This window comes from Planococcus sp. MB-3u-03 (genome assembly GCF_002833405.1).
GTDB lineage: Bacteria > Bacillota > Bacilli > Bacillales_A > Planococcaceae > Planococcus.
Genome location: NZ_CP025135.1, coordinates 129,412 through 150,025, shown reverse-complemented (window position 1 = coordinate 150,025; position 20,614 = coordinate 129,412). Strand labels below are relative to the sequence as shown.

At 48.5% G+C, this 20,614-nt stretch carries 29 protein-coding genes and 1 pseudogene; all 30 read right to left on the bottom strand.

The features are described from left to right. Positions 1-56 precede the first annotated feature (56 nt). Positions 57-1,352, bottom strand: coding sequence for a preprotein translocase subunit SecY (gene secY, locus CW734_RS01950; protein WP_101189202.1), 1,296 nt, complete (start codon positions 1,350-1,352; stop codon positions 57-59). Then, positions 1,352-1,792 (bottom strand): 50S ribosomal protein L15, encoded by a 441-nt coding sequence (gene rplO / locus CW734_RS01945; RefSeq protein ID WP_058382147.1) that lies wholly within the window; start codon positions 1,790-1,792, stop codon positions 1,352-1,354. Before rplO ends, secY begins: the two co-directional genes overlap by 1 nt. A 33-nt stretch (positions 1,793-1,825) precedes the next feature. Further along, a complete protein-coding gene (gene rpmD / locus CW734_RS01940) occupies positions 1,826-2,008 on the bottom strand; it encodes a 50S ribosomal protein L30 (RefSeq protein WP_058382148.1) in 183 nt (60 codons plus the stop codon). Between the two features lie 14 nt (positions 2,009-2,022). Further along, positions 2,023-2,523: a 30S ribosomal protein S5 gene (gene rpsE / locus CW734_RS01935; RefSeq protein ID WP_058382149.1), complete on the bottom strand. Its 501-nt coding sequence runs from the start codon at positions 2,521-2,523 to the stop codon at positions 2,023-2,025. A gap of 20 nt (positions 2,524-2,543) precedes the next feature. Then, positions 2,544-2,906, bottom strand: coding sequence for a 50S ribosomal protein L18 (gene rplR / locus CW734_RS01930; protein ID WP_058382150.1), 363 nt, complete (start codon positions 2,904-2,906; stop codon positions 2,544-2,546). Positions 2,907-2,939: 33 nt separating this feature from the next. Next, positions 2,940-3,479, bottom strand: coding sequence for a 50S ribosomal protein L6 (gene rplF / locus CW734_RS01925; protein ID WP_101189201.1), 540 nt, complete (start codon positions 3,477-3,479; stop codon positions 2,940-2,942). Between the two features lie 30 nt (positions 3,480-3,509). Then, the gene (rpsH, locus tag CW734_RS01920) at positions 3,510-3,908 is read right to left on the bottom strand and encodes a 30S ribosomal protein S8 (protein ID WP_058382152.1); all 399 of its coding nucleotides are present in this window, start codon (positions 3,906-3,908) and stop codon (positions 3,510-3,512) included. A gap of 29 nt (positions 3,909-3,937) precedes the next feature. Then, positions 3,938-4,123, bottom strand: coding sequence for a type Z 30S ribosomal protein S14 (locus CW734_RS01915; RefSeq protein ID WP_068489164.1), 186 nt, complete (start codon positions 4,121-4,123; stop codon positions 3,938-3,940). A 19-nt stretch (positions 4,124-4,142) separates the two neighbouring features. Then, positions 4,143-4,682 carry a 50S ribosomal protein L5 gene (rplE, locus tag CW734_RS01910; protein ID WP_058382153.1) on the bottom strand — a complete coding sequence of 180 codons (540 nt, stop codon included), beginning with the start codon at positions 4,680-4,682 and terminating at the stop codon, positions 4,143-4,145. 27 nt (positions 4,683-4,709) lie between these two features. Next, positions 4,710-5,021: a 50S ribosomal protein L24 gene (gene rplX / locus CW734_RS01905; RefSeq protein ID WP_058382154.1), complete on the bottom strand. Its 312-nt coding sequence runs from the start codon at positions 5,019-5,021 to the stop codon at positions 4,710-4,712. 36 nt (positions 5,022-5,057) lie between these two features. Beyond that, a complete protein-coding gene (gene rplN, locus CW734_RS01900) occupies positions 5,058-5,426 on the bottom strand; it encodes a 50S ribosomal protein L14 (RefSeq protein WP_033542790.1) in 369 nt (122 codons plus the stop codon). A 47-nt stretch (positions 5,427-5,473) separates the two neighbouring features. Continuing rightward, the gene (gene rpsQ, locus CW734_RS01895) at positions 5,474-5,737 is read right to left on the bottom strand and encodes a 30S ribosomal protein S17 (protein ID WP_058382155.1); all 264 of its coding nucleotides are present in this window, start codon (positions 5,735-5,737) and stop codon (positions 5,474-5,476) included. A gap of 23 nt (positions 5,738-5,760) precedes the next feature. Next, on the bottom strand, positions 5,761-5,961 hold the full coding sequence (gene rpmC, locus CW734_RS01890; RefSeq protein ID WP_058382156.1) for a 50S ribosomal protein L29: 201 nt from the start codon (positions 5,959-5,961) through the stop codon (positions 5,761-5,763). Further along, a complete protein-coding gene (gene rplP, locus CW734_RS01885) occupies positions 5,951-6,385 on the bottom strand; it encodes a 50S ribosomal protein L16 (protein WP_058382157.1) in 435 nt (144 codons plus the stop codon). The genes rpmC and rplP overlap by 11 nt, the downstream gene beginning before the upstream one ends. A gap of 1 nt (position 6,386) precedes the next feature. After that, positions 6,387-7,043: a 30S ribosomal protein S3 gene (gene rpsC, locus CW734_RS01880; protein ID WP_101189200.1), complete on the bottom strand. Its 657-nt coding sequence runs from the start codon at positions 7,041-7,043 to the stop codon at positions 6,387-6,389. Positions 7,044-7,046: 3 nt separating this feature from the next. Next, positions 7,047-7,388, bottom strand: coding sequence for a 50S ribosomal protein L22 (gene rplV / locus CW734_RS01875; protein ID WP_058382159.1), 342 nt, complete (start codon positions 7,386-7,388; stop codon positions 7,047-7,049). A 19-nt stretch (positions 7,389-7,407) separates the two neighbouring features. Beyond that, positions 7,408-7,686, bottom strand: coding sequence for a 30S ribosomal protein S19 (gene rpsS / locus CW734_RS01870; RefSeq protein ID WP_058382160.1), 279 nt, complete (start codon positions 7,684-7,686; stop codon positions 7,408-7,410). 60 nt (positions 7,687-7,746) lie between these two features. After that, positions 7,747-8,577 (bottom strand): 50S ribosomal protein L2, encoded by an 831-nt coding sequence (rplB, locus tag CW734_RS01865; protein WP_058382161.1) that lies wholly within the window; start codon positions 8,575-8,577, stop codon positions 7,747-7,749. A 47-nt stretch (positions 8,578-8,624) separates the two neighbouring features. Further along, positions 8,625-8,909 (bottom strand): 50S ribosomal protein L23, encoded by a 285-nt coding sequence (rplW, locus tag CW734_RS01860; protein ID WP_058382162.1) that lies wholly within the window; start codon positions 8,907-8,909, stop codon positions 8,625-8,627. Beyond that, a complete protein-coding gene (gene rplD, locus CW734_RS01855) occupies positions 8,909-9,532 on the bottom strand; it encodes a 50S ribosomal protein L4 (RefSeq protein ID WP_058382163.1) in 624 nt (207 codons plus the stop codon). Before rplD ends, rplW begins: the two co-directional genes overlap by 1 nt. 28 nt (positions 9,533-9,560) lie before the next feature. Next, positions 9,561-10,190, bottom strand: coding sequence for a 50S ribosomal protein L3 (gene rplC, locus CW734_RS01850; RefSeq protein WP_058382164.1), 630 nt, complete (start codon positions 10,188-10,190; stop codon positions 9,561-9,563). 49 nt (positions 10,191-10,239) lie between these two features. Continuing rightward, on the bottom strand, positions 10,240-10,569 hold the full coding sequence (gene rpsJ / locus CW734_RS01845) for a 30S ribosomal protein S10 (protein ID WP_101192103.1): 330 nt from the start codon (positions 10,567-10,569) through the stop codon (positions 10,240-10,242). 229 nt (positions 10,570-10,798) lie between these two features. Then, positions 10,799-12,127 carry a Na+/H+ antiporter family protein gene (locus tag CW734_RS01840; RefSeq protein ID WP_101189199.1) on the bottom strand — a complete coding sequence of 443 codons (1,329 nt, stop codon included), beginning with the start codon at positions 12,125-12,127 and terminating at the stop codon, positions 10,799-10,801. 160 nt (positions 12,128-12,287) lie between these two features. Further along, positions 12,288-12,881: a 3-isopropylmalate dehydratase small subunit gene (gene leuD, locus CW734_RS01835; RefSeq protein ID WP_101189198.1), complete on the bottom strand. Its 594-nt coding sequence runs from the start codon at positions 12,879-12,881 to the stop codon at positions 12,288-12,290. A gap of 18 nt (positions 12,882-12,899) precedes the next feature. After that, positions 12,900-14,318 carry a 3-isopropylmalate dehydratase large subunit gene (leuC, locus tag CW734_RS01830; protein ID WP_101189197.1) on the bottom strand — a complete coding sequence of 473 codons (1,419 nt, stop codon included), beginning with the start codon at positions 14,316-14,318 and terminating at the stop codon, positions 12,900-12,902. A 19-nt stretch (positions 14,319-14,337) separates the two neighbouring features. Further along, complete coding sequence (leuB, locus tag CW734_RS01825; protein WP_101189196.1) at positions 14,338-15,438, bottom strand: 3-isopropylmalate dehydrogenase; 1,101 nt, start codon at positions 15,436-15,438, stop codon at positions 14,338-14,340. Between the two features lie 28 nt (positions 15,439-15,466). Beyond that, the gene (locus CW734_RS01820; protein ID WP_101189195.1) at positions 15,467-17,008 is read right to left on the bottom strand and encodes a 2-isopropylmalate synthase; all 1,542 of its coding nucleotides are present in this window, start codon (positions 17,006-17,008) and stop codon (positions 15,467-15,469) included. Next, positions 16,995-18,026, bottom strand: a pseudogene (gene ilvC, locus CW734_RS01815) (ketol-acid reductoisomerase); the annotation flags it as partial. The gene CW734_RS01820 and the pseudogene ilvC, both read right to left, overlap by 14 nt. A gap of 30 nt (positions 18,027-18,056) precedes the next feature. Beyond that, positions 18,057-18,569 (bottom strand): acetolactate synthase small subunit, encoded by a 513-nt coding sequence (gene ilvN, locus CW734_RS01810; RefSeq protein ID WP_058382171.1) that lies wholly within the window; start codon positions 18,567-18,569, stop codon positions 18,057-18,059. Then, positions 18,566-20,299 (bottom strand): biosynthetic-type acetolactate synthase large subunit, encoded by a 1,734-nt coding sequence (gene ilvB / locus CW734_RS01805; RefSeq protein ID WP_101189194.1) that lies wholly within the window; start codon positions 20,297-20,299, stop codon positions 18,566-18,568. The genes ilvN and ilvB overlap by 4 nt, the downstream gene beginning before the upstream one ends. Positions 20,300-20,614 lie beyond the last annotated feature (315 nt).

Sequence of the window (20,614 nt, the reverse complement as noted above, 5' to 3'; positions counted from 1 at the left end):
CGTTTTGCCCCCTCAGACAAGTGGATAAGGAACGCTTTCACGTTCCTCTCCATTGATTATTTCATAAAGCCTTTGTAATGACGTTTCACAAGCTGCGATTCCAATTGCTTCATTGTCTCCAAGGCTACCCCGACGACGATCAGCAAACTGGTGCCGCCAATCTGTGCAGATTGAGGCAGGTTTGCGATATTGATGAAGAAGATTGGCAGAACCGAGATAACTGATAGGAAGATAGCTCCCACAAAAGTTAAACGGTAAAGCACACTTGTTAAATAATCTTGCGTATTTTTACCCGGACGGATTCCCGGAATGTATGCACCTTGCTTTTTCAAGTTATCCGCTACGTTTTCAGGGTTGACCTGAATGAATGCATAGAAATACGTGAATGCAATAATCAAGGCGACATAAATGATCATGCCGACAGGACGCGTGTAATCAAACGTATTCTGGATTGCCTCCGTAAACGCGTTGGCTCCAAAGAAAGAAGCAATGGTTTGCGGCGTGATGATGAACGCCACAGCAAAGATTACCGGGATAACTCCGGCCGCGTTTACTTTCAAAGGTAAATGCGTTTGCTGCCCAGTTGAGCTCTGGCCACGGCCAGCGACACGTTTGGCATACTGGATCGGGATTTTACGCAACGCTTGTTGGACGTAAATGACCAATACAGTAATTGCAACAACTGCGAGTGCGAGCAATGCCATGATGGCAATATTGACCGGAAGCTGGTCGCCAGCCCCTTGGATCTGCTGCGCATAAAGTTGGTTAATTGCTCCTGGTACTGCAGCGACAATCCCTGCGAAGATGATAATCGAAATACCGTTCCCCACGCCTTTTGCCGTGATCTGCTCACCAAGCCACAATAGAAATGCTGTTCCTGCTGTCAGTACGATGGCGATTACCACGTAAGTCGCAATCGAATCATCTTGAATCAATGTACCTCCGTACATTTGGTTAAATCCATAAGACATACCGATCGCCTGAATAAATGCAAGAACAATTGTAAAGTAACGAGTGAATTGAGCAAGTTTCCGTCTTCCGACTTCACCTTGTTTCGCCCACTCAGCAAATTTCGGCACAACATCCATTTGCAGAAGCTGCACGATGATCGATGCTGTGATATAAGGCATGATTCCCATCGCCAAAATCGAGAAGTTGGCAAGGGCGCCTCCACCGAAAGTATTCAAGAAACCGATCAGACCCATCTGATCAGTAGCTTGGAGTACTGACGCATCAACGTTCGGCACCGGAACGAATGTCCCGATACGGAAGATGATGAGCATTGCTAAAGTAAAGAAAATTTTATTTCGAATATCAGATACGCGCATAAGATTAGAGATTGTCTGAAACATTAAAGCACCTCGGTTTGACCGCCGGCAGCTTCAATAGCTTCTTTAGCTGATGCAGAGAATTTGTGGGCTTGTACAGACAATTTCTTGTCCAAGCTTCCGTTACCAAGGATCTTGATACCAGAACGCTCCTTGCTCACAACACCTGTTTCGATCAACAATGCAGGTGTAATTTCTGTGCCTTCTTCGAAACGGTTCAACACGTCAAGGTTTACAACAGTGTAATCTTTACGGTTGATGTTCGTGAATCCACGCTTCGGCAAACGACGGAACAATGGGTTTTGACCACCCTCGAATCCTGGACGGACACCGCCGCCTGAACGGGCTTTTTGACCTTTGTGGCCTTTACCGGCTGTTTTACCAGTACCTGAACCGATTCCGCGTCCGATACGCTTGCGTGAGCTGCGTGAACCTTCTGCTGGTTTTAATTCGTGAAGTTTCATGTGGTTGGCACCTCCTTCTATAGAAATCAGGGATTAAACTTCTTTAATAGTAACTAAGTGAGCGACTTTATCAAGCATTCCGCGAACTGCCGCGTTGTCTTGGTGCTCAACTGTCTGATGCATTTTGCGCAGGCCTAGTGACTGGACTGTTTTACGTTGTGTCGGCTTTGAACCGATCACGGATTTAGTGAGGGTAATTTCTAGTTTAGTAGCCATGTAATTTCCCTCCCTTATTGGAATAACTCTTCTGTAGTTTTACCGCGAAGTTTTGCAACTTCATCAGCGCTCTTCAGTTGAGTCAAACCGTTGATAGTAGCACGGACCATGTTGATCGGTGTGTTAGAACCAAGAGATTTAGACAAGATGTCTTGTACTCCTGCAAGCTCTAATACCGCACGAACAGGACCACCAGCAATAACACCAGTACCTGGTGAAGCAGGTTTGATAAGAATCGAGCCGGCACCGAAGCGCCCGGTCACTAGATGTGGAGTAGTACCTTTAACCATAGGTACTTCGATTAAGTTCTTCTTCGCATCTTCAATAGCTTTACGGATTGCTTCTGGAACTTCTTGTGCTTTCCCAGTACCAAAACCGACTTTACCATTTTTGTCGCCTACAACAACCAATGCGGAGAAACGGAAACGACGTCCACCTTTTACAACTTTCGCTACGCGGTTAATCGTAACTACGCGTTCTTCAAGTTCAAGTTTGTTTGGATCAATACGACGCATTATATGGGTCCCTCCTTCTTTTAGAATTCTAAGCCGTTTTCACGAGCAGATTCAGCCAAAGCTTTCACACGGCCGTGATATAGATAACCACCGCGGTCAAAAACAACTGATTTCAAGCCGTTTTCTACTGCGCGTTTTGCAATCGTTTCGCCGACTTGAGCAGCCGCTTCGACGTTGCCTTTTGTTTCAAGAGAAAAATCTTTATCTGCAGATGATGCGCTAGCAAGCGTTACGCCGTTTACATCGTCGATCAATTGAGCGTAGATGTATTTGTTTGAACGGAAAACGTTCAAACGTGGACGTTCAGCTGTTCCCGTGATTTTAGAACGTACGCGAGCGTGACGTTTTTTACGGGATGCGTTTTTATCGAGTTTCGTAATCACTGAGGTCACTCCTTTCAGCCTGCCTAAGCAGCATTATTTACCTGTTTTACCTTCTTTGCGGCGAACTTTTTCGTCTTCGTAACGGATACCTTTGCCTTTATACGGCTCTGGTGGGCGAGTAGCACGGATGTTTGAAGCAAGTGCTCCGACCATCTCTTTGTTGATTCCTTTAACGACGACTTTCGTGTTGCCTTGTACTTCGATTTCGATTCCTTCTTCCGGAGTGAATTCCACCGGATGAGAGTATCCAACGTTCAAGACCAATTTCTTGCCTTGTAGCTGGGCACGGTAACCTACACCGACTAGTTCAAGTGAGCGGGAGAAGCCTTCAGATACTCCAGTAACCATGTTCGCGAGCAATGCACGGGTTGTACCGTGGATTGTGCGGTGGTCTTTGGAATCTGATGGGCGTGACAATGTCAAAACATTGTCTTCCTGCGTGATTGTGATATCTGAGTTAAACGAGCGAGCAAGCTCGCCTTTAGGCCCTTTTACAGTTACGTTATTATCGTTTCCGATAGTAACGGTAACGTTAGCAGGAACCTCGATTGGTTTTTTACCTACACGTGACATTCTGTTGCACCTCCATTCGTTTGTTGCTTCTTACCAAACGTAAGCTATGATTTCGCCGCCGACTTTTTTCGCGCGGGCTTCTTTATCAGTTACCAAACCTTGTGATGTCGATACTAGAGCGATTCCAAGACCGTTTAGTACACGAGGCACCTCGTCAGTTTTAGCGTATACACGTAGTCCTGGTTTTGAAATGCGTTTCAAGCCAGTGATGACGCGTTCGTTGTTAGCACCGTATTTAAGGAAAATGCGGATCATGCCTTGTTTATCATCTTCAACATATTCTACGTCACGTACGAAACCTTCGCGCTTCAGGATTTCAGCGATGTCTTTTTTCACGTTGGAAGCCGGAAGCTCCAATTTCTCGTGACGAACCATGTTTGCATTACGAATGCGTGTCAGCATATCTGCAATCGGATCTGTCATTGTCATTACATTTACCTCCTTCCCAATTTAGGGGATTACCAGCTGGCTTTTTTGACGCCAGGAATTTGTCCCACATATGCAAGTTCACGGAAACAAATACGGCAAAGTTTGAATTTGCGCAGTACTGAATGCGGACGTCCGCATCGTTCACAGCGTGTGTACTCTTGTACTTTATACTTTGGCGTGCGTTTTTGTTTAGCAATCATCGATTTTTTAGCCACGTTTACGCCTCCCTCATCTTTACTTTTGGAACGGCATACCGAATTGTGTCAATAACTCACGAGCTTCTTCATCAGAGTTCGCAGTTGTCACAATTACGATATCCATACCGCGTACTTTAGAAACTTTATCATAATCGATTTCAGGGAAGATCAATTGTTCTTTCACACCAAGTGTGTAGTTGCCGCGTCCGTCGAAAGATTTTTTCGATACGCCACGGAAGTCACGAACACGTGGTAGTGAGATAGCAATCAATTTATCCAGGAAGTCATACATACGCTCACCGCGTAGTGTAACTTTACATCCGATTGGCATGCCTTCACGAAGGCGGAAGCCAGCGATAGATTTCTTAGCTTTTGTGATGACTGGCTTTTGACCAGTGATCGTCTGCAATTCTTCAACAGCAGAATCAAGTGATTTTGTGTTCTGTACAGCTTCACCGACACCCATGTTGATAACGATCTTGTCAACTTTTGGTGCCTGCATTACTGATGAATATTCAAACTTGCTCACTAGAGCAGGTGTGATTTCGTTCACATATTTTTCTTGTAGGCGGTTCATGTTTGTACCTCCCCTCATTCAGGAATTTTATTTATCTAATTTTTCACCGGATTTTTTTGCAACACGAACTTTTTTGCCGTCTTCCATTTTGTATCCTACGCGAGTCGGCTCGCCGGATTTAGGGTCAACTACCATCACGTTGGAAACGTGGATCGCAGCTTCTTGGCTGACAATTCCGCCTTGCGGGCTTGCCTGGTTCGGTTTTGTATGCTTTTTGACGATGTTAACACCTTCAACGAGCACACGGTCTTTCTTAGGTAGAGCAGTCAAAACAACTCCTGTTTTGCCTTTGTCTTTACCAGAGATGACCTTAACTGTATCGCCTTTTTTTACATGCATTCTGTCGCACCTCCTTGGTATCGCACGTTGGATGTTTTATAGAACTTCAGGAGCAAGTGAAACGATCTTCATGAAGTTGTTGTCACGAAGTTCACGTGCAACTGGTCCGAAGATACGTGTTCCGCGTGGACCTTTATCGTCGCGGATAATCACACATGCATTTTCATCAAATTTGATGTAAGTACCGTCTTTACGGCGAGCTCCGCTTTTCGTGCGAACGATGACAGCCTTAACGACTTCACCTTTCTTAACAACGCCACCTGGTGTTGCTTTTTTCACGGTACAAACGATTACGTCACCGATGTTTGCTGTCTTGCGACCAGAACCACCAAGCACTTTAATCGTAAGTACTTCACGAGCACCCGAGTTGTCTGCAACTTTTAAACGACTTTCCTGTTGGATCACTTAGGTAACCTCCCTCCGGAACTTTTAGGATTCCGAACTTATTTAAATTAGATGATGACAGCTTTTTCGACGACTTCCACTAAACGGAAACGTTTTGTAGCTGATAGCGGACGAGTTTCCATGATGCGAACGATGTCGCCCATTTTCGCTTCGTTGTTCTCATCATGAGTCTTGAATTTCTTAGAGTATTTTACACGTTTGCCATAAAGCGCGTGCTTTTTTTGAGTTTCAACCATTACTGTGATGGTTTTATCCATTTTGTCAGACACGACGCGGCCTGTGTATACTTTGCGTTGGTTACGCTCAGACATACTTGCAACCTCCTCTCGAATTATCAGTTGTTGCCACTGAGTTCTCTTTCATGAATCACAGTTTTCATACGGGCAATCGCTTTACGTACTTCGCGGATGCGAGCCGTATTTTCTAATTGACCAGTAGCCAATTGGAAGCGAAGGTTGAAAAGCTCTTCTTTCAGTGATTTCACTTTTTGTTCGATTTCAGCAGTGGTTAGGTCACGGATTTCATTAGCTTTCATTCGATTCACCACCAATTTCTTCGCGTTTTACGAATTTCGTTTTCACTGGCAGTTTGTGAGAGGCAAGACGCAATGCTTCGCGTGCAACTTCTTCAGATACTCCAGCGATTTCGAACATAATTTTACCAGTTTTTACTACCGCTACCCAGCCTTCAGGTGAACCTTTACCGGAACCCATCCGTACTTCAAGAGGCTTTTTCGTGTATGGCTTGTGAGGGAAAATCTTGATCCAGACTTTACCGCCACGTTTCATGTAACGTGTCATAGCGATACGGGCAGATTCGATTTGGCGGTTAGTGATCCATGAAGACTCAAGAGCCTGCAGGCCATATTCGCCGAATGCAACTTCTTTGCCGCCTTTCGCTTCTCCGCGCATCTTGCCACGGTGTTCACGACGATATTTTACGCGTTTTGGCAATAACATATTATTTGCCTCCTTCCTCAGAATTCTTCTTGGTTGGAAGGACTTCACCGCGGTAGATCCATACTTTCACGCCGAGCTTACCATAAGTAGTGTCTGCTTCAGCGTGCGCATAGTCGATGTCTGCGCGCAATGTATGGAGCGGAACAGTTCCTTCGCTATAGGACTCAGCACGGGCAATGTCAGCTCCGCCTAGACGTCCAGATACTTGAGTTTTGATCCCTTTAGCGCCTGCACGCATAGTGCGTTGAAGCGTTTGTTTTTGGGCACGGCGGAATGATGCACGGTTTTCTAGCTGGCGTGCGATTCCTTCAGCGACCAATTTCGCGTCAAGGTCAGCGCGTTTGATTTCTACGATGTTGATGTGGACACGCTTGCCAGTCATCGTGTTCAGTTGCGTACGAAGTACTTCTACTTCAGAGCCACCTTTACCGATTACCATACCTGGCTTAGCAGTGTGGATTGTTACGTTTACACGGTTTGCAGCGCGCTCGATTTCGATTTTCGAAACTGAAGCTTCTTTCAAACGTGTTTCGATGTATTCACGGATTTTCAAATCTTCGTGAAGGAGTGTCGCGTAGTCTTTTTCAGCGTACCATTTCGACTCCCAATCACGGATGATTCCGATTCGCATTCCAATTGGATGAATTTTTTGTCCCACGAATTATCCCTCCTTCTTCTCAGATACCACTAGTGTGATGTGGCTTGTGCGTTTGTTGATCGCGCTCGCGCGTCCCATTGCACGTGGACGGAAACGCTTCAAAGTCGGCCCTTCGTCAACGAATACTTCGCTGATGACAAGGTTCTCGATGTTCATTTCGTAATTGTGTTCAGCGTTAGCAGCTGCAGATTTCAACAACTTCTCAACAACAATGGATGCTGCTTTAGGAGTGTGGTTCAAAATTGCGACCGCTTCACCGATTTGCTTGCCTCGGATTAAATCTACTACTAAACGGACTTTACGAGGAGCAATACGTACTGTTCTAGCAACAGCTTTTGCTTGCATGGGGAAATCCTCCTCTCAATTAACGTCTTGTTTTCTTATCGTCTGCACCATGGCTTGCGTATTTGCGTGTTGGAGCAAATTCACCAAGTTTATGGCCTACCATATCTTCAGTCACGTATACAGGGATGTGTTTGTGGCCATCGTATACTGCAATCGTTAGTCCGATGAATGTCGGGAAAATTGTAGAACGGCGAGACCATGTTTTGATCACTTGTTTTTTCTCAGATTCCTTTTGCGCTTCGACTTTCTTCATAAGATGATCGTCTACAAAAGGTCCTTTTTTCAAGCTGCGACCCATTTGGGATCCTCCCTTCGTGATTGCACCACGGTTCTTTTGGCGAACCGCAGCGAAATCAAATTATTTTTTGCGGCGACGCACGATGAATTTATCGGATTTGTTCGTTTTCTTGCGTGTTTTGTATCCAAGAGTTGGTTTGCCCCATGGAGACATTGGAGATTTACGTCCGATTGGCGAACGTCCTTCACCACCACCGTGTGGGTGATCGTTCGGGTTCATGACAGATCCGCGGACTGTTGGGCGGTTGCCTTTCCAACGGTTACGTCCAGCTTTACCGATGTTGATCAATTCGTGCTGTTCGTTTCCGACAGCGCCGATTGTTGCGCGGCAAGTAGCAAGGATCATGCGAACTTCGCCTGATTGCAAGCGGACAGTTACGTATTTTCCTTCTTTACCAAGCACCTGTGCTGAAGCTCCTGCAGAACGTACCAATTGGCCGCCTCCGCCTGGTTTCAACTCGATGTTGTGGATAGTAGAACCCATTGGGATGTTAAGCAATGGCAAAGCGTTACCTGCTTTGATGTCTGCTTCCGGTCCTGACATGATTTGCGTATCAACCTGAACACCTTTAGGTGCAAGAATGTAACGTTTTTCTCCGTCAGCGTAATGGATAAGTGCGATGTTAGCAGAACGGTTCGGATCGTATTCGATCGTAGCAACGCGTCCTGGAATGCCATCTTTGTTACGTTTGAAATCAATCACGCGGTATTGGCGCTTATGTCCGCCCCCGTGGTGGCGTACAGTGATTTTACCTTGGTTGTTACGGCCGCCTTTACGCTTCGTCGGTTGCAAAAGCGACTTTTCAGGCTTGTTCGTTGTGATTTCAGCGAAATCCGAACTAGTCATGTTACGACGACCGTTAGTGGTAGGTTTGTATTTTCTAATCCCCACGTTGTTTCCCTCCTTCTTTGATTAGTTCTTGTTCAGAACTTATACAATTACATTTCGAATAGTTCGATGTCTTTTGAATCAGCAGTCAATTTCACGATCGCTTTGCGGCGTTTGTTCGTGTAGCCTGCGTGTTTGCCCATGCGTTTGAATTTGCCTTTGTAGTTCATGATGTTGACTTTCTCAACTTGAACGCCGAAGACTTCTTGAACTGCATGTTTAACTTGAGTTTTGTTAGCGCGAACGTCCACTTCAAAAGTGTACTTCTTCTCCGCCATTACCTCAGAAGAACGCTCGGTAATGACTGGACGCTTTAGAATGTCACGTGCTTCCATTAACCTAGCACCTCCTCGATTTTCTCTACGGCTCCTTTAGTCATGACAACTTTGTCATGGCCAAGCAAGTCCAATACGTTGATACCGTTTGCCGGTACAACTGTCATGCCTTTGATGTTGCGTGCAGATAGTGCCACGTTTTCATCAAGGTCAGCTGTTACGAACAATGCTTTCTTACCGACAGACAGGTCAGTCACGAGCTTCGTGAATTCCTTTGTTTTCGGTGCGTCGAAAGCCAATCCTTCAAGTACCATCAGGTTTTCGTTTGCTACTGCCGAAGACAATGCAGAACGAAGAGCCAAGCGACGGACTTTTTTAGGAAGTTTGTAGCTGTAGCTGCGTGGTGTTGGGCCGAATACGACTCCGCCTCCGCGCCATTGTGGTGAACGGATCGAACCTTGACGAGCACGTCCAGTTCCTTTTTGCTTCCATGGCTTTCTTCCGCCACCGGCTACTTCAGAACGGTTTTTAACTTTATGGTTACCTTGACGCAATGAAGCACGTTGTGCAACGACTGCATCAAAAAGTACAGATTCATTTGGTTCAATGCCGAAGACAAGATCGTTCAATTCGATATCGCCAACTTGTGAACCAGTTTGGTTTAGTAAAGCTACTTTAGGCATTCTTGTTTCCTCCTTCCCTTAAATGTGATTAGTTAGCTTTGATAGCCGACTTAACACGGATTAGTGATTTACGTGCGCCAGGAACATTCCCTTTAATAAGAAGCAAGTTGCGCTCAGCATCCACTTTCACGATGTGAAGGTTTTGGATAGTGACCGTGTTGCCGCCCATTTGACCAGGCAATTTCTTCTGTTTGAATACGCGGTTCGGAGCAACAGGCCCCATTGAACCAGGACGACGGTGGTAGCGTGAACCGTGAGTCATTGGTCCGCGTGATTGTCCGTGGCGTTTAATAACACCTTGGAAACCTTTACCTTTCGTAGTTCCTGTTACATCTACTACATCGCCTTCTGCGAATACATCTACTTTGACTTCCTGACCAATCTCGTAATCAGCTAAGTTTACATTGCGAAGTTCGCGAATGAAGCGCTTAGGAGCAGTGTTTGCTTTTGCTACGTGGCCTTTCTCTGGTTTGTTCGAAAGCTTCTCGCGTTTGTCATCAAAACCAAGTTGTACCGATTCGTAGCCATCCACTTCAACTGTTTTTTTCTGAAGCACTACGTTTGGAGCAGCTTCGATTACAGTTACAGGGATCAAATCACCGTTCTCAGCAAAAACTTGCGTCATACCGATTTTTCTACCTAAGATTCCTTTGGTCATGTCGTCACACCTCCTGCAAAATTTTATGTTTTTTATTTTCGTTTACCAATTATAGTTTGATTTCAATATCAACGCCGGATGGTAGATCCAGTTTCATTAGCGCGTCAACAGTCTGTGGTGTCGGGTTAACGATATCGATCAGACGTTTGTGTGTGCGCATTTCGAATTGTTCGCGAGCATCTTTATATTTGTGGACAGCTCGCAAGATTGTGTAGATTGACTTTTCCGTCGGCAACGGTATCGGACCTGATACGCTAGCACCTGAACGTTTAGCAGTTTCAACAATCTTTTCAGCAGACTGATCCAGGATTCTGTGATCATATGCTTTCAAACGGATACAAATTTTTGTTTTGCCATTATTTTCCTCCTTTTCGCCTATTTTGGGATAGACTTCTCCACGAAAATTTTCCTCACACTCGCCATGGCAAAGCGGCCGGGTGTGTCGGTAACCTCTCGCTTCTTCGCAGTCAAAGACCAACATTCACCATTATACAAAATAAAAAGAATTCCGCAAGACTTTGCACGAAATTCTTTTCATTCGCTTTTACTAGTATAGCAGGATTCTTTTCAGTTTCAACCGATACGATAATAGTCGAAATCTTTCGGACTCATCCTAAAAACATGACGGCAATCCAGCCGAATAAAACGAGCGGAATATTGTAATGGATGAACGTTGGGACGACCGTATCCCAGATGTGATTGTGCTGGCCGTCGACGTTCAAGCCAGCGGTCGGCCCAAGCGTCGAGTCAGAAGCTGGCGACCCGGCATCGCCAAGTGCGCCGGCTGTCCCGATCAATGCGATGATCGCCATCGTCGAGAAACCGAACTCGACACTTAGTGGAACAAATATCGCAGCAATAATCGGAATCGTCGAGAACGAGGAACCGATGCCCATCGTGACGAACAAACCGACGATCAACATGGCGAGTGCCGCTAGGCCTTTGTTGTCGCCGAAGATGCTCGCGGCATTTTCAACGAGCGAGTCGATGGCCCCAGTCGCTTGGATGACCGAAGCGAATCCGTTCGCTGAGATCATGACAAACCCGATGAATGCCATCATGCGCATACCCGCTGTCAGGACATCGTCCGCTTCTTTCCATTTCATTGCACCGAAGATGTAGAGGATGAGAATCCCGGCGAGCGCCCCGATGATCATCGAGTCGCTTTGGATCTGCGCGAAGAGTGCTGCGATCAATGCAATGACCGTTACGATGATGTCTTTAACGGAAGCAGTCCGTTTTGGAGTTTCTTCTATAGTATTAGCTGCTTCCACAGTCCGATAATCACGCGGCTTGCGGTAAGAAATGAAGACCGCCACCACTAAGCCGAGGAATAGGCCGGCGACTGGCAATGCCATCGCTTTCGGAATATCCGCCATATCGATCGGCATGCCCGCCAGTTCCATCTGCGTGGCGAGAATCTCATGGAAGATCAATCCGAAGCCATACGGCAATAAAATATACGGCGCCGTCAGCCCGAATGTCAGGACAGAGGCGATGAGCCGGCGGTCGATGCGCAATTCATTCAGGATGTGCAGAATCGGCGGCACCAAGAGCGGGATAAAGGCAATATGGATTGGGATCAAGTTTTGCGAGAAGATGGCCATGGCAAACAGCGCAAAGATGATGAGCGCTTTCGCCAAGTTCTCGCGCGTCGCCTCCCCGTCTTTATTGACCAGTTTCAAAACACCCGCAACGAGCAGCTCGGGTATGCCGGTGCGTGAAATAGCGACGGCGAATCCACCGAGCATGGCATAGCTCAATGCGATAGTCGCCCCCGCACCGAGACCATCTGTATAGGAAGTCAAGGTTTCAGTGAAGCTGAGTCCCCCACTAAGCCCGCCGGCGAGTGCGCCGATCAATAAAGCAAAGACGACGTTGACACGGAGCAAGCTCAATATGAGCATCACTAAAACGGCGATAATAACTGCATTCATTGTTCATTTCTCCTTTAGTTTGCTAAAGCGTTAAAGTCCTTTACTAAAGTAACAAATCTGCACAATGATGTCAACACAGCGAAACCGCTCCTGAAAGGCATCAAAAAAACCGCTCCCTGCCTTGTCGTGGAACGAAACAAGGGCAAAGAGCGGCGGTGCTTTATTGGGCTTGCTGCATTTTTTCTTCGTATGCCTGGATATAGGAATCGTATTGAATCGTCAAGGCGATCTCATCCCAGCCGTTCAACAGCATTTCTTTCCAGTACGGATCGATGTCGAAGGAATAGCTGGCGCCGTCTTCTGCCGTCACCGTTTGGTGTTTCAAGTCGACATCAAGACGGTATGGCGCCTGTTTGCCTTTTTCCAGCAAAGCAGCCACCTCCGCTTCTTCGAGGCGGATCGGCAAGATGCCGTTCTTCACACAGTTATTATAGAAGATATCCGCATAACTCGGCGAGATGACGACACGGAAACCGTAGTCCAGGATGGCCCACGGCGCGTGTTCACGGGAGGAGCCGCAGCCAAAGTTTTCCTGCGCCACAAGGATCTCGGAATTTTGGAAGCGCGGGTCGTTCAAGACAAATTCTTGATTGGGTGTGCCGTCTGAATGAAAACGCCAATGGTAGAACAAATACTTCCCGAACCCTGTGCGCTCAATGCGCTTGAGGAATTCCTTTGAAATGATTTGGTCGGTATCGACGTTTTTGCGGTCGAGCGGCGTCAAGATGCTCGAAATTTCATTGATGGGTTTCAAATTCAGTTCCTCCTTCCGTTATGCCGAGGGCACAGGTTCTTCCATATAATTGCGGACATCCGTCAAATGCCCTTCAATCGCAGCAGCAGCCGCCATTACGGGTGAGACCAAATGCGTCATGGACCCTGCACCTTGGCGCCCTTCAAAATTGCGGTTCGATGTAGAAGCACAGCGCTCGCCTGACGGTACAGCGTCCTCGTTCATTGCCAGACACATGCTGCAACCTGTCTCGCGCCATTCAAAGCCTGCCTGCAAGAACACTTGGTCAAGCCCTTCCGCTTCAGCTGCGCGCTTGACGGTCTCCGAACCCGGTACGACAATCGCCGTGACCGACGGATGCACCGTTCTGCCTTTGACGATTTCACTTGCTGCCCGCAAATCACTGAGGCGGGCATTCGTGCAAGAGCCGATAAAGACGTGCTGGATGGCGATGGATGATAACGGTGCGCCTTCTTCCAATTGCATATAAGCAAGCGCTTGGCGCAAAGCGTCCCGGTCTTCCTGCTTGTCGTAATCCGCTGCTGTCGGCACGTGTTCGGCAATGCCTGAACCCATGGACGGGTTGGTGCCCCATGTGACAAACGGCGAGATATCGTTCGCATGGATTGTATGCGACACGTCATAGCTTGCGTCTTCATCTGTCGCCAGTGCCAGCCAGCGCCCAGCTTCTTGTTCAAACGCTTCGCCTTCCGGGACATTTCTTCTGCCGCGCAAATATTCGACTGTCGTTTCGTCTGGGCTTACAAGGCCGGCGCGTGCGCCCGCTTCGATGGACATATTGCAGATCGTCATGCGTTCTTCCATCGATAAATTGCGGATCGCTTCCCCGGTGTATTCAATGATATGTCCTGTCCCCATATCGACACCGTACTTCGAGATGATCGCGAGAATGACGTCTTTTGCGGAAACACCGAAGCCAAGCTCTCCGTCGATGCGGATTTCCATCGTTTTCGGCTTGGACTGCCAAAGCGTCTGCGTCGACAACACATGCTCTACTTCACTTGTGCCGATGCCGAATGCCAAAGCGCCGAACGCTCCGTGCGTGGACGTATGGCTATCGCCGCAGACAATCGTCTTGCCGGGCTGTGTGAGGCCGAGTTCCGGCCCGATGACGTGGACGATGCCTTGGTCGGGATGATTGATCCCAGCAAGCGGCACCCCGAACTCATCACAGTTTTCCTGAAGCGTCTTGATTTGCTTGCGGGAAATCGGGTCTTTGATCACTGAGCGGTTGCGCGTCGGCACGTTATGATCCATCGTCGCAAAGCACAGATCCGGACGCCGCACTTTTCGGCCGTTCAGGCGCAAGCCTTCAAACGCCTGCGGGGAAGTAACTTCATGCAGGAGATGAAGATCGATATACAACAGGTCGGGTTTTCCCGGCTCTTCGAATACAATATGCTGTTCCCAGATTTTTTCAATAATCGTTTTTGCCATAGCAGAGTGCCCCTTCCATTTACACGTAGGAAAACATGATGTGTTCCGACACGAATTCCCGTTCCAATTCTTCGATGACTTTTTCCACGAAGCGTTCCGTTGAGATGACTTTATTGCCGCAAGCCGACAAATCGCCTGTGCAATAGCCATCTTCAAGGACGCTCATAACTGCATCTTCAATCGACGATGCTTCTGAATCCATGCCGAACGATTGGCGCAGCATCATTGCCGCCGATAAAATCGCTGCGGATGGGTTTGCTTTGTTTTGCCCCGCGATATCCGGTGCCGAGCCGTGTACCGGTTCATACAAACCGAAACCGTCTGAACGGATGCTCGCGGATGGCAGCATGCCGAGCGAACCGGTGATGACTGATGCTTCATCGCTCAAGATATCGCCGAACATGTTCTCCGTCACCAAGACGTCGAACGCCCGTGGGTTGGTGATCAATTTCATTGCAGCCGAATCGACCAACATATGTTCAACTTCCACGTCCGGATAACCGGCCTTGCGTTCTTCAACGACTTTTCTCCAAAGCTTGCTGGATTCCAAGACGTTCGCTTTGTCGACTGAAGCCAATTTGCCGCGGCGCGAACGGGCCATTTCGAATGCCTGGTCGACGATGCGTTCGATTTCCGCCCGTGTGTAGACGAGTGTATCGACTGCGGAATTTTCATTGTGGCGTTTCGGTTCTCCGAAATACAAGCCGCCGGTCAATTCGCGGACGATGACCATGTCCACTTCACGCGCGATCTCTTCTTTCAATGGGGAAGATCCGAGAAGTGCCGGTACCGCTTTGACTGGGCGGACGTTGGCAAACAAGTCGAAGTGTTTTCGGATATTCAACAGCCCTTTTTCTGGGCGCTGTTCTGCGGGGTTGTTATCCCATTTCGGGCCGCCTACCGCACCGAGGAGGATGGCATCGCTCGCTTCGCACGCTTCAACGGTTTCTTTTGGCAGCGGGTTCCCGGATTCATCGACCGCCGCTCCCCCGATTGCCGCGAATTTCCAATGGAATGTGTGCCCATAGCGCATCGCAATGGATTTTAGCACCTTCACTGCCGCCTCTGTTACTTCTGGTCCGATGCCGTCTCCTGGCAATACTGCGATTGTCTTTTCCATAGTAATTCCTCCTCTGTGGGTTTGCTGGTTAAACTGCTTGGATCTTCGTTTTATTTCCCTGTTTCACAAGCTGGCGGTTCACTGCATTGAAATAAGCTTTCGCGGTCGCTTCCAAAACGTCTTGCGCGACGTCGCGTCCTGTAACGGTCTCCCCGTCATAGCTCATATTGATAACGGCTTCGCCGAGTGCATCGCGGCCTTTGCCGATAGATGTCACACGATAGTCCAGGATATGCACTTTGCCTTCGACGATGCGTTCAAGTGTATTGAATATCGCTTCGACCGATCCAGAGCCGGTTGCTGCTTCGTGAATTGAGGTGCCGTCCGGGCCGATGGCGGATGCTGTAGCCGTCGGGATGTTCGCTGTGCCGTATTGCACCTGCACGCTTTCAAGCTCATAAATTGGCGTTTCCGTGTCATTGATTTGCTGGTCGGTCAACAACACAAACAAATCGTCTTCTGTGATCTGCTTTTTGCGGTCGGCGAGTTTCTTGAATCCAATGAACGCTTCATTCAATTTAGCGTCAGGCAACTCGAAGCCCATCTTCACCGCACGGTCGCGGAATGCGTGCCTGCCGGAATGTTTGCCAAGGACCAGTTCAGTCGCTGCATCGCCGATCAATTCCGGCGTGATGATTTCATATGTCAGCGGGTTTTTTAGCATGCCGTCCTGGTGAATGCCTGATTCATGCGCAAAGGCGTTCTTCCCGACGACTGCTTTATTCGGCTGGATGATGCTGCCGGTCAACTGGCTGACCAATTGGCTCGAGCGTTTGATCTCGTTCAAATTAATACCGGTTTCGATTTCGTAGAATTGCTTGCGGATATGGAGTGCCACCGCAATTTCTTCCAACGCGACGTTTCCTGCGCGTTCACCGATGCCGTTGATCGTACCTTCGACTTGCGTCGCGCCGTTTTCAATCGCAGCGAGCGTGTTCGCTGTCGCCATGCCCAGATCGTTATGGCAATGCGCCGATAGCTTGACGTTTTCGATGCCCGGTACGTTTTCTGTCATATAACGGAACATCGCCCCGTATTCTTCTGGTGTCGCATAACCGACTGTATCCGGCAAATTGACTGTCGTCGCGCCTGCTTCGATGACTTTCTTGATGATGTGCGCCAAGAATTCAGGGTCGGATCTTGAGGCATCTTCCGCTGACCACTGGACGAGCGGGAAGAATTTTTTTGCATAACGGACAGATTCGACAGCGATGTCGACGACCTGTTCCGGTGTTTTCATCAATTTATGTTCCATATGGATAGGGGACGTTGCCAAGAAGATGTGGATATGCGGTTGTTCCGCTCCCTTCAAGGCTTCCCATGTCCGGTCGATATCCGCTTTCATGGAGCGGGACAGTCCCGTTACGATAGAGTTCTTCACCGTACCAGCTATCCGCTGCACTGCGTCGAAGTCTCCTGGCGATGAAGCCGGGAACCCCGATTCGATAATCGTCACGCCTAGACGTTCGAGCTGGCGGGCGATTTCGATTTTCTCAGCTGTATTCAAGTTGATCCCGGCCGACTGTTCTCCGTCCCGTAGTGTCGTATCGAAAATATCAATTTGAGACATTAGCAGCCACCTCTTTTGGTTTTTTGTTTTCATTGACGAATGGCATCATGGCGCGCAACTCGCGTCCGACTTGTTCGATTTGGTGTTCCGCTTCAGCGTTTTCGATCGCCGTGAATTCCGGACGGTTCAATTGGTTCTCAAGCAACCAGCCTTTGGCGAACTTGCCGGTTTGGATATCCGTCAATACATCTTTCATGCGGGCTTTTGTATCGGCATCGACAATGCGCGGGCCGGATACAAAATCACCCCATTGTGCTGTATCGGAGATTGAGTAGCGCATGCCGGACATGCCGCCTTCATACATGAGGTCAACAATCAATTTCAGTTCGTGCAAGCATTCAAAGTATGCCAGTTCCGGCTGATAGCCTGCTTCCACCAAAGTTTCAAATCCGGCTTTGACGAGTGACGTCACCCCGCCGCAAAGAACGGCTTGTTCACCGAATAGATCCGTTTCTGTTTCTTCCTTGAACGTCGTCTCCAAGATTCCGGCACGTGCAGCGCCGACGCCTTTTGCGTAAGCTAAAGCGGTATCTTTTGCATTGCCGGAGACATCTTGATGTACTGCGAATAACGCCGGTACGCCTGCTCCTGCTTCGAACGTTCTGCGGACAAGATGTCCCGGGCCTTTAGGGGCAACAAGGAACACATCCACATCTTTCGGCGGCACGATTTGGTTGAAATGAACATTGAACCCGTGTGCGAAGACAAGTGATTTTCCAGCTGTTAGATGCGGCTTGATCGACTCTTCGTAGATTTGCGTCTGGCGCTCATCCGGCACCAGTACCATGATGACGTCGCCTGCTTGCGCTGCTTCCGCTACTGTCGCCACTTCCAGGCCGTCTGCTTTTGCCTGATCGAATGATTTGCCGGGTCTTACGCCGACCACTACTTTGAATCCAGAATCATTTAAGTTTTGTGCATGGGCATGTCCTTGTGAACCGTAGCCGATCACCGCGATTGTTTGTCCTTTTAAAGCCTGGTCGTTTACGTCTTGGTTATAATACATTTTTGCCATTTTTAATTTCCTCCTCGAGTTTGGGGTTTTATTTTAAAGGATGTTCAATTGCGGTGTATGGGCTTTTTGCGTTTCTCTGACAAAAGCGGATACTCCGGTTCTTGTTAATTCTTTGATGCCGTATGGCTTCATCAAATCGATGAAGGCTTCGATTTTCTCAGGATCGCCTGTTACTTGGAACGTAGTGACGTTTTTGCTCATATCGACCACTGTCGCGCGGAACGGTTCCACAATGCTGTAAATCTCGCTGCGCGCTGCGGGCGGTGCGACCACTTTAATCAGTGCGAGTTCTCTCATGACCATCGCCTTATCGGTAATGTCATTGACTTTCAAGACGTCAATCTGCTTTTGCAGCTGTTTGAGCAATTGCTCCAGCTTGCCTTTATCTTCCACATTGACGACAAAAGTCATTTTGGAAATTCCTGCTTGCTCGGTATGTCCGACCGAAATGCTTTCAATATTGAATTGGCGTTTCATCAACAGCCCTGTAACCCGGTTCAAGACGCCGCTCTGGTTGATGACCGTCGTTGTGATTACTCGCTTCATTCGCCTTTCACCCCGATCATTTCGTTGAGCCCTTTGCCTGGCGCCACCATCGGGTACACACATTCGAGTTGGATTACCCGGCAATCGATGAGCGCTGGGCCATCTGATTCAAACGCTTTTTTGAATACTTCTTCCGCTTCTTCCATCGTTTCGACCTTATAGCCGTCAAGATCATAAGCGGCCGCCAGTTTAACGAAATCCGGCTGCACCGGCATCATCGATTGGGAATAGCGTTCCTCGTAGAAGGTTTCTTGCCACTGGCGAACCATCCCAAGGCTTTGGTTGTTCAAGATGACGATCTTTACCGGCAACCGGTATTCCTGCAATAGCGACAATTCCTGTAAAGTCATTTGGAAACCGGCATCGCCGACGACGGCCACGACCGTTTCTTCCGGTCTTGCGAACTTCGCCCCGATCGCTGCCGGGAAGCCGAAGCCCATCGTCCCAAGCCCACCGGATGTCACCCAGTTATGCGGGTTGTTGAAGCGGTAATACTGAGCCGTCCACATTTGGTGTTGGCCGACATCCGTTGTGACGATAGCATCGCCGCCTGTCAAACGGTGGATCAATTCGACAGCTTGCTGAGGCATGATGCCAACACGTTCTTTTTGGTGATACTGAAGCGGGTAAGCTTCTTGGTATGCATGGAGCTTGCCGCGCCATTCTTCTGTGTCCGGGCTTTCGAAATTGCTTTTCAATAGCTCGACCAATGCCGCTTTGGCATCCGACACGATCGGGATGGCTGTCGGGACGTTCTTCCCGATTTCTGCAGGATCGATATCGATATGGATGACTTCCGCATTCGGCGCAAATGACGCCAAATTGCCGGTGAGCCTGTCGTCAAAACGGGCTCCGATATTCAGCAAGACATCACATTCGCAAATTGCCGTATTCGCTGCATACGTTCCGTGCATGCCTCCCATGCCGAGGAACAATTCATGATCGCCGCCGATTGTTCCAAGTCCAAGCAAGGTGTTCACAATCGGGATTTGATGATGTTCCGCAAATGCTTGAAGCTCTTCGGAAGCTCTCGCTGCCAATACTCCAGCACCGGCGAGAATCACCGGCTTTTTCGCCTTGGACAGCGATTGAACTGCCTTTTGGATCTGCAGATAATTCGGTGAGATGGTCGGTTGATAGCCCGGCAAGTAAACATCTGCATCCGCTTGTTCTTCACTTCCGGCGAACAGCATCGTGGATACGTCTTTCGGGATATCGACGACGACCGGTCCCGGGCGCCCTGTTGAAGCGATGAAGAATGCCTCCTTGATGATCCGCGGCAAGTCTTCCGCTTTTTTCACCTGGTAATTATGTTTTGTGATCGGCTGTGTAATGCTGACGATATCCGCTTCTTGGAAAGCATCTGTTCCGATAACCGAAGTAGCAACTTGCCCGGTGAAGATGACGAGCGGCAATGAATCGAGCATGGCATCCGCAATCCCGGTGACGAGGTTCGTCGCCCCCGGCCCGGACGTTGCAATGACCACTCCTGCTTTTCCGGAAACTCTGGCGTAGCCTTCCGCTGCATGGATCGCGCCTTGTTCGTGTCTCGCTAATATGTGACGGATCGGGTTTCGATGCAAAGCATCGTAGATTGGCAGAACCGCACCTCCTGGGTAGCCAAAAATGATCTCAACACCCTGCTGTTTCAATGATTGAATTAATACGTCTGCCCCGCTGCCGGATAATCCTTGTTTGAGTTCTTCTCTGACCTTTACGTTTACTCCCAATCTTTCCGCCTCCTTCTTCTTAAGTCTTCGGAAGTAGCAAATGAAAAAGCTTTTTCATCCCTACACAAAGAAGACATCTTCTTTGCATAGGGATGAAAAAGCTTCATGGTACCACCCTATTTCACTGCGATTTGCAGCCTCTTGGATAATTGCTTATCCGCTGATAACGATAACCCGTCGCTTGCAGTCACCGGGAACACCTAGAAGGCCGAAGCCGTTCAGCATTCCACTCAGAGGGGATGTCGCATCTGGCAGCATTGCCGGCTTCCACCGCCCCGGCTCTCTGTGAATGCTGTATTCCATTTGCTTTAACCT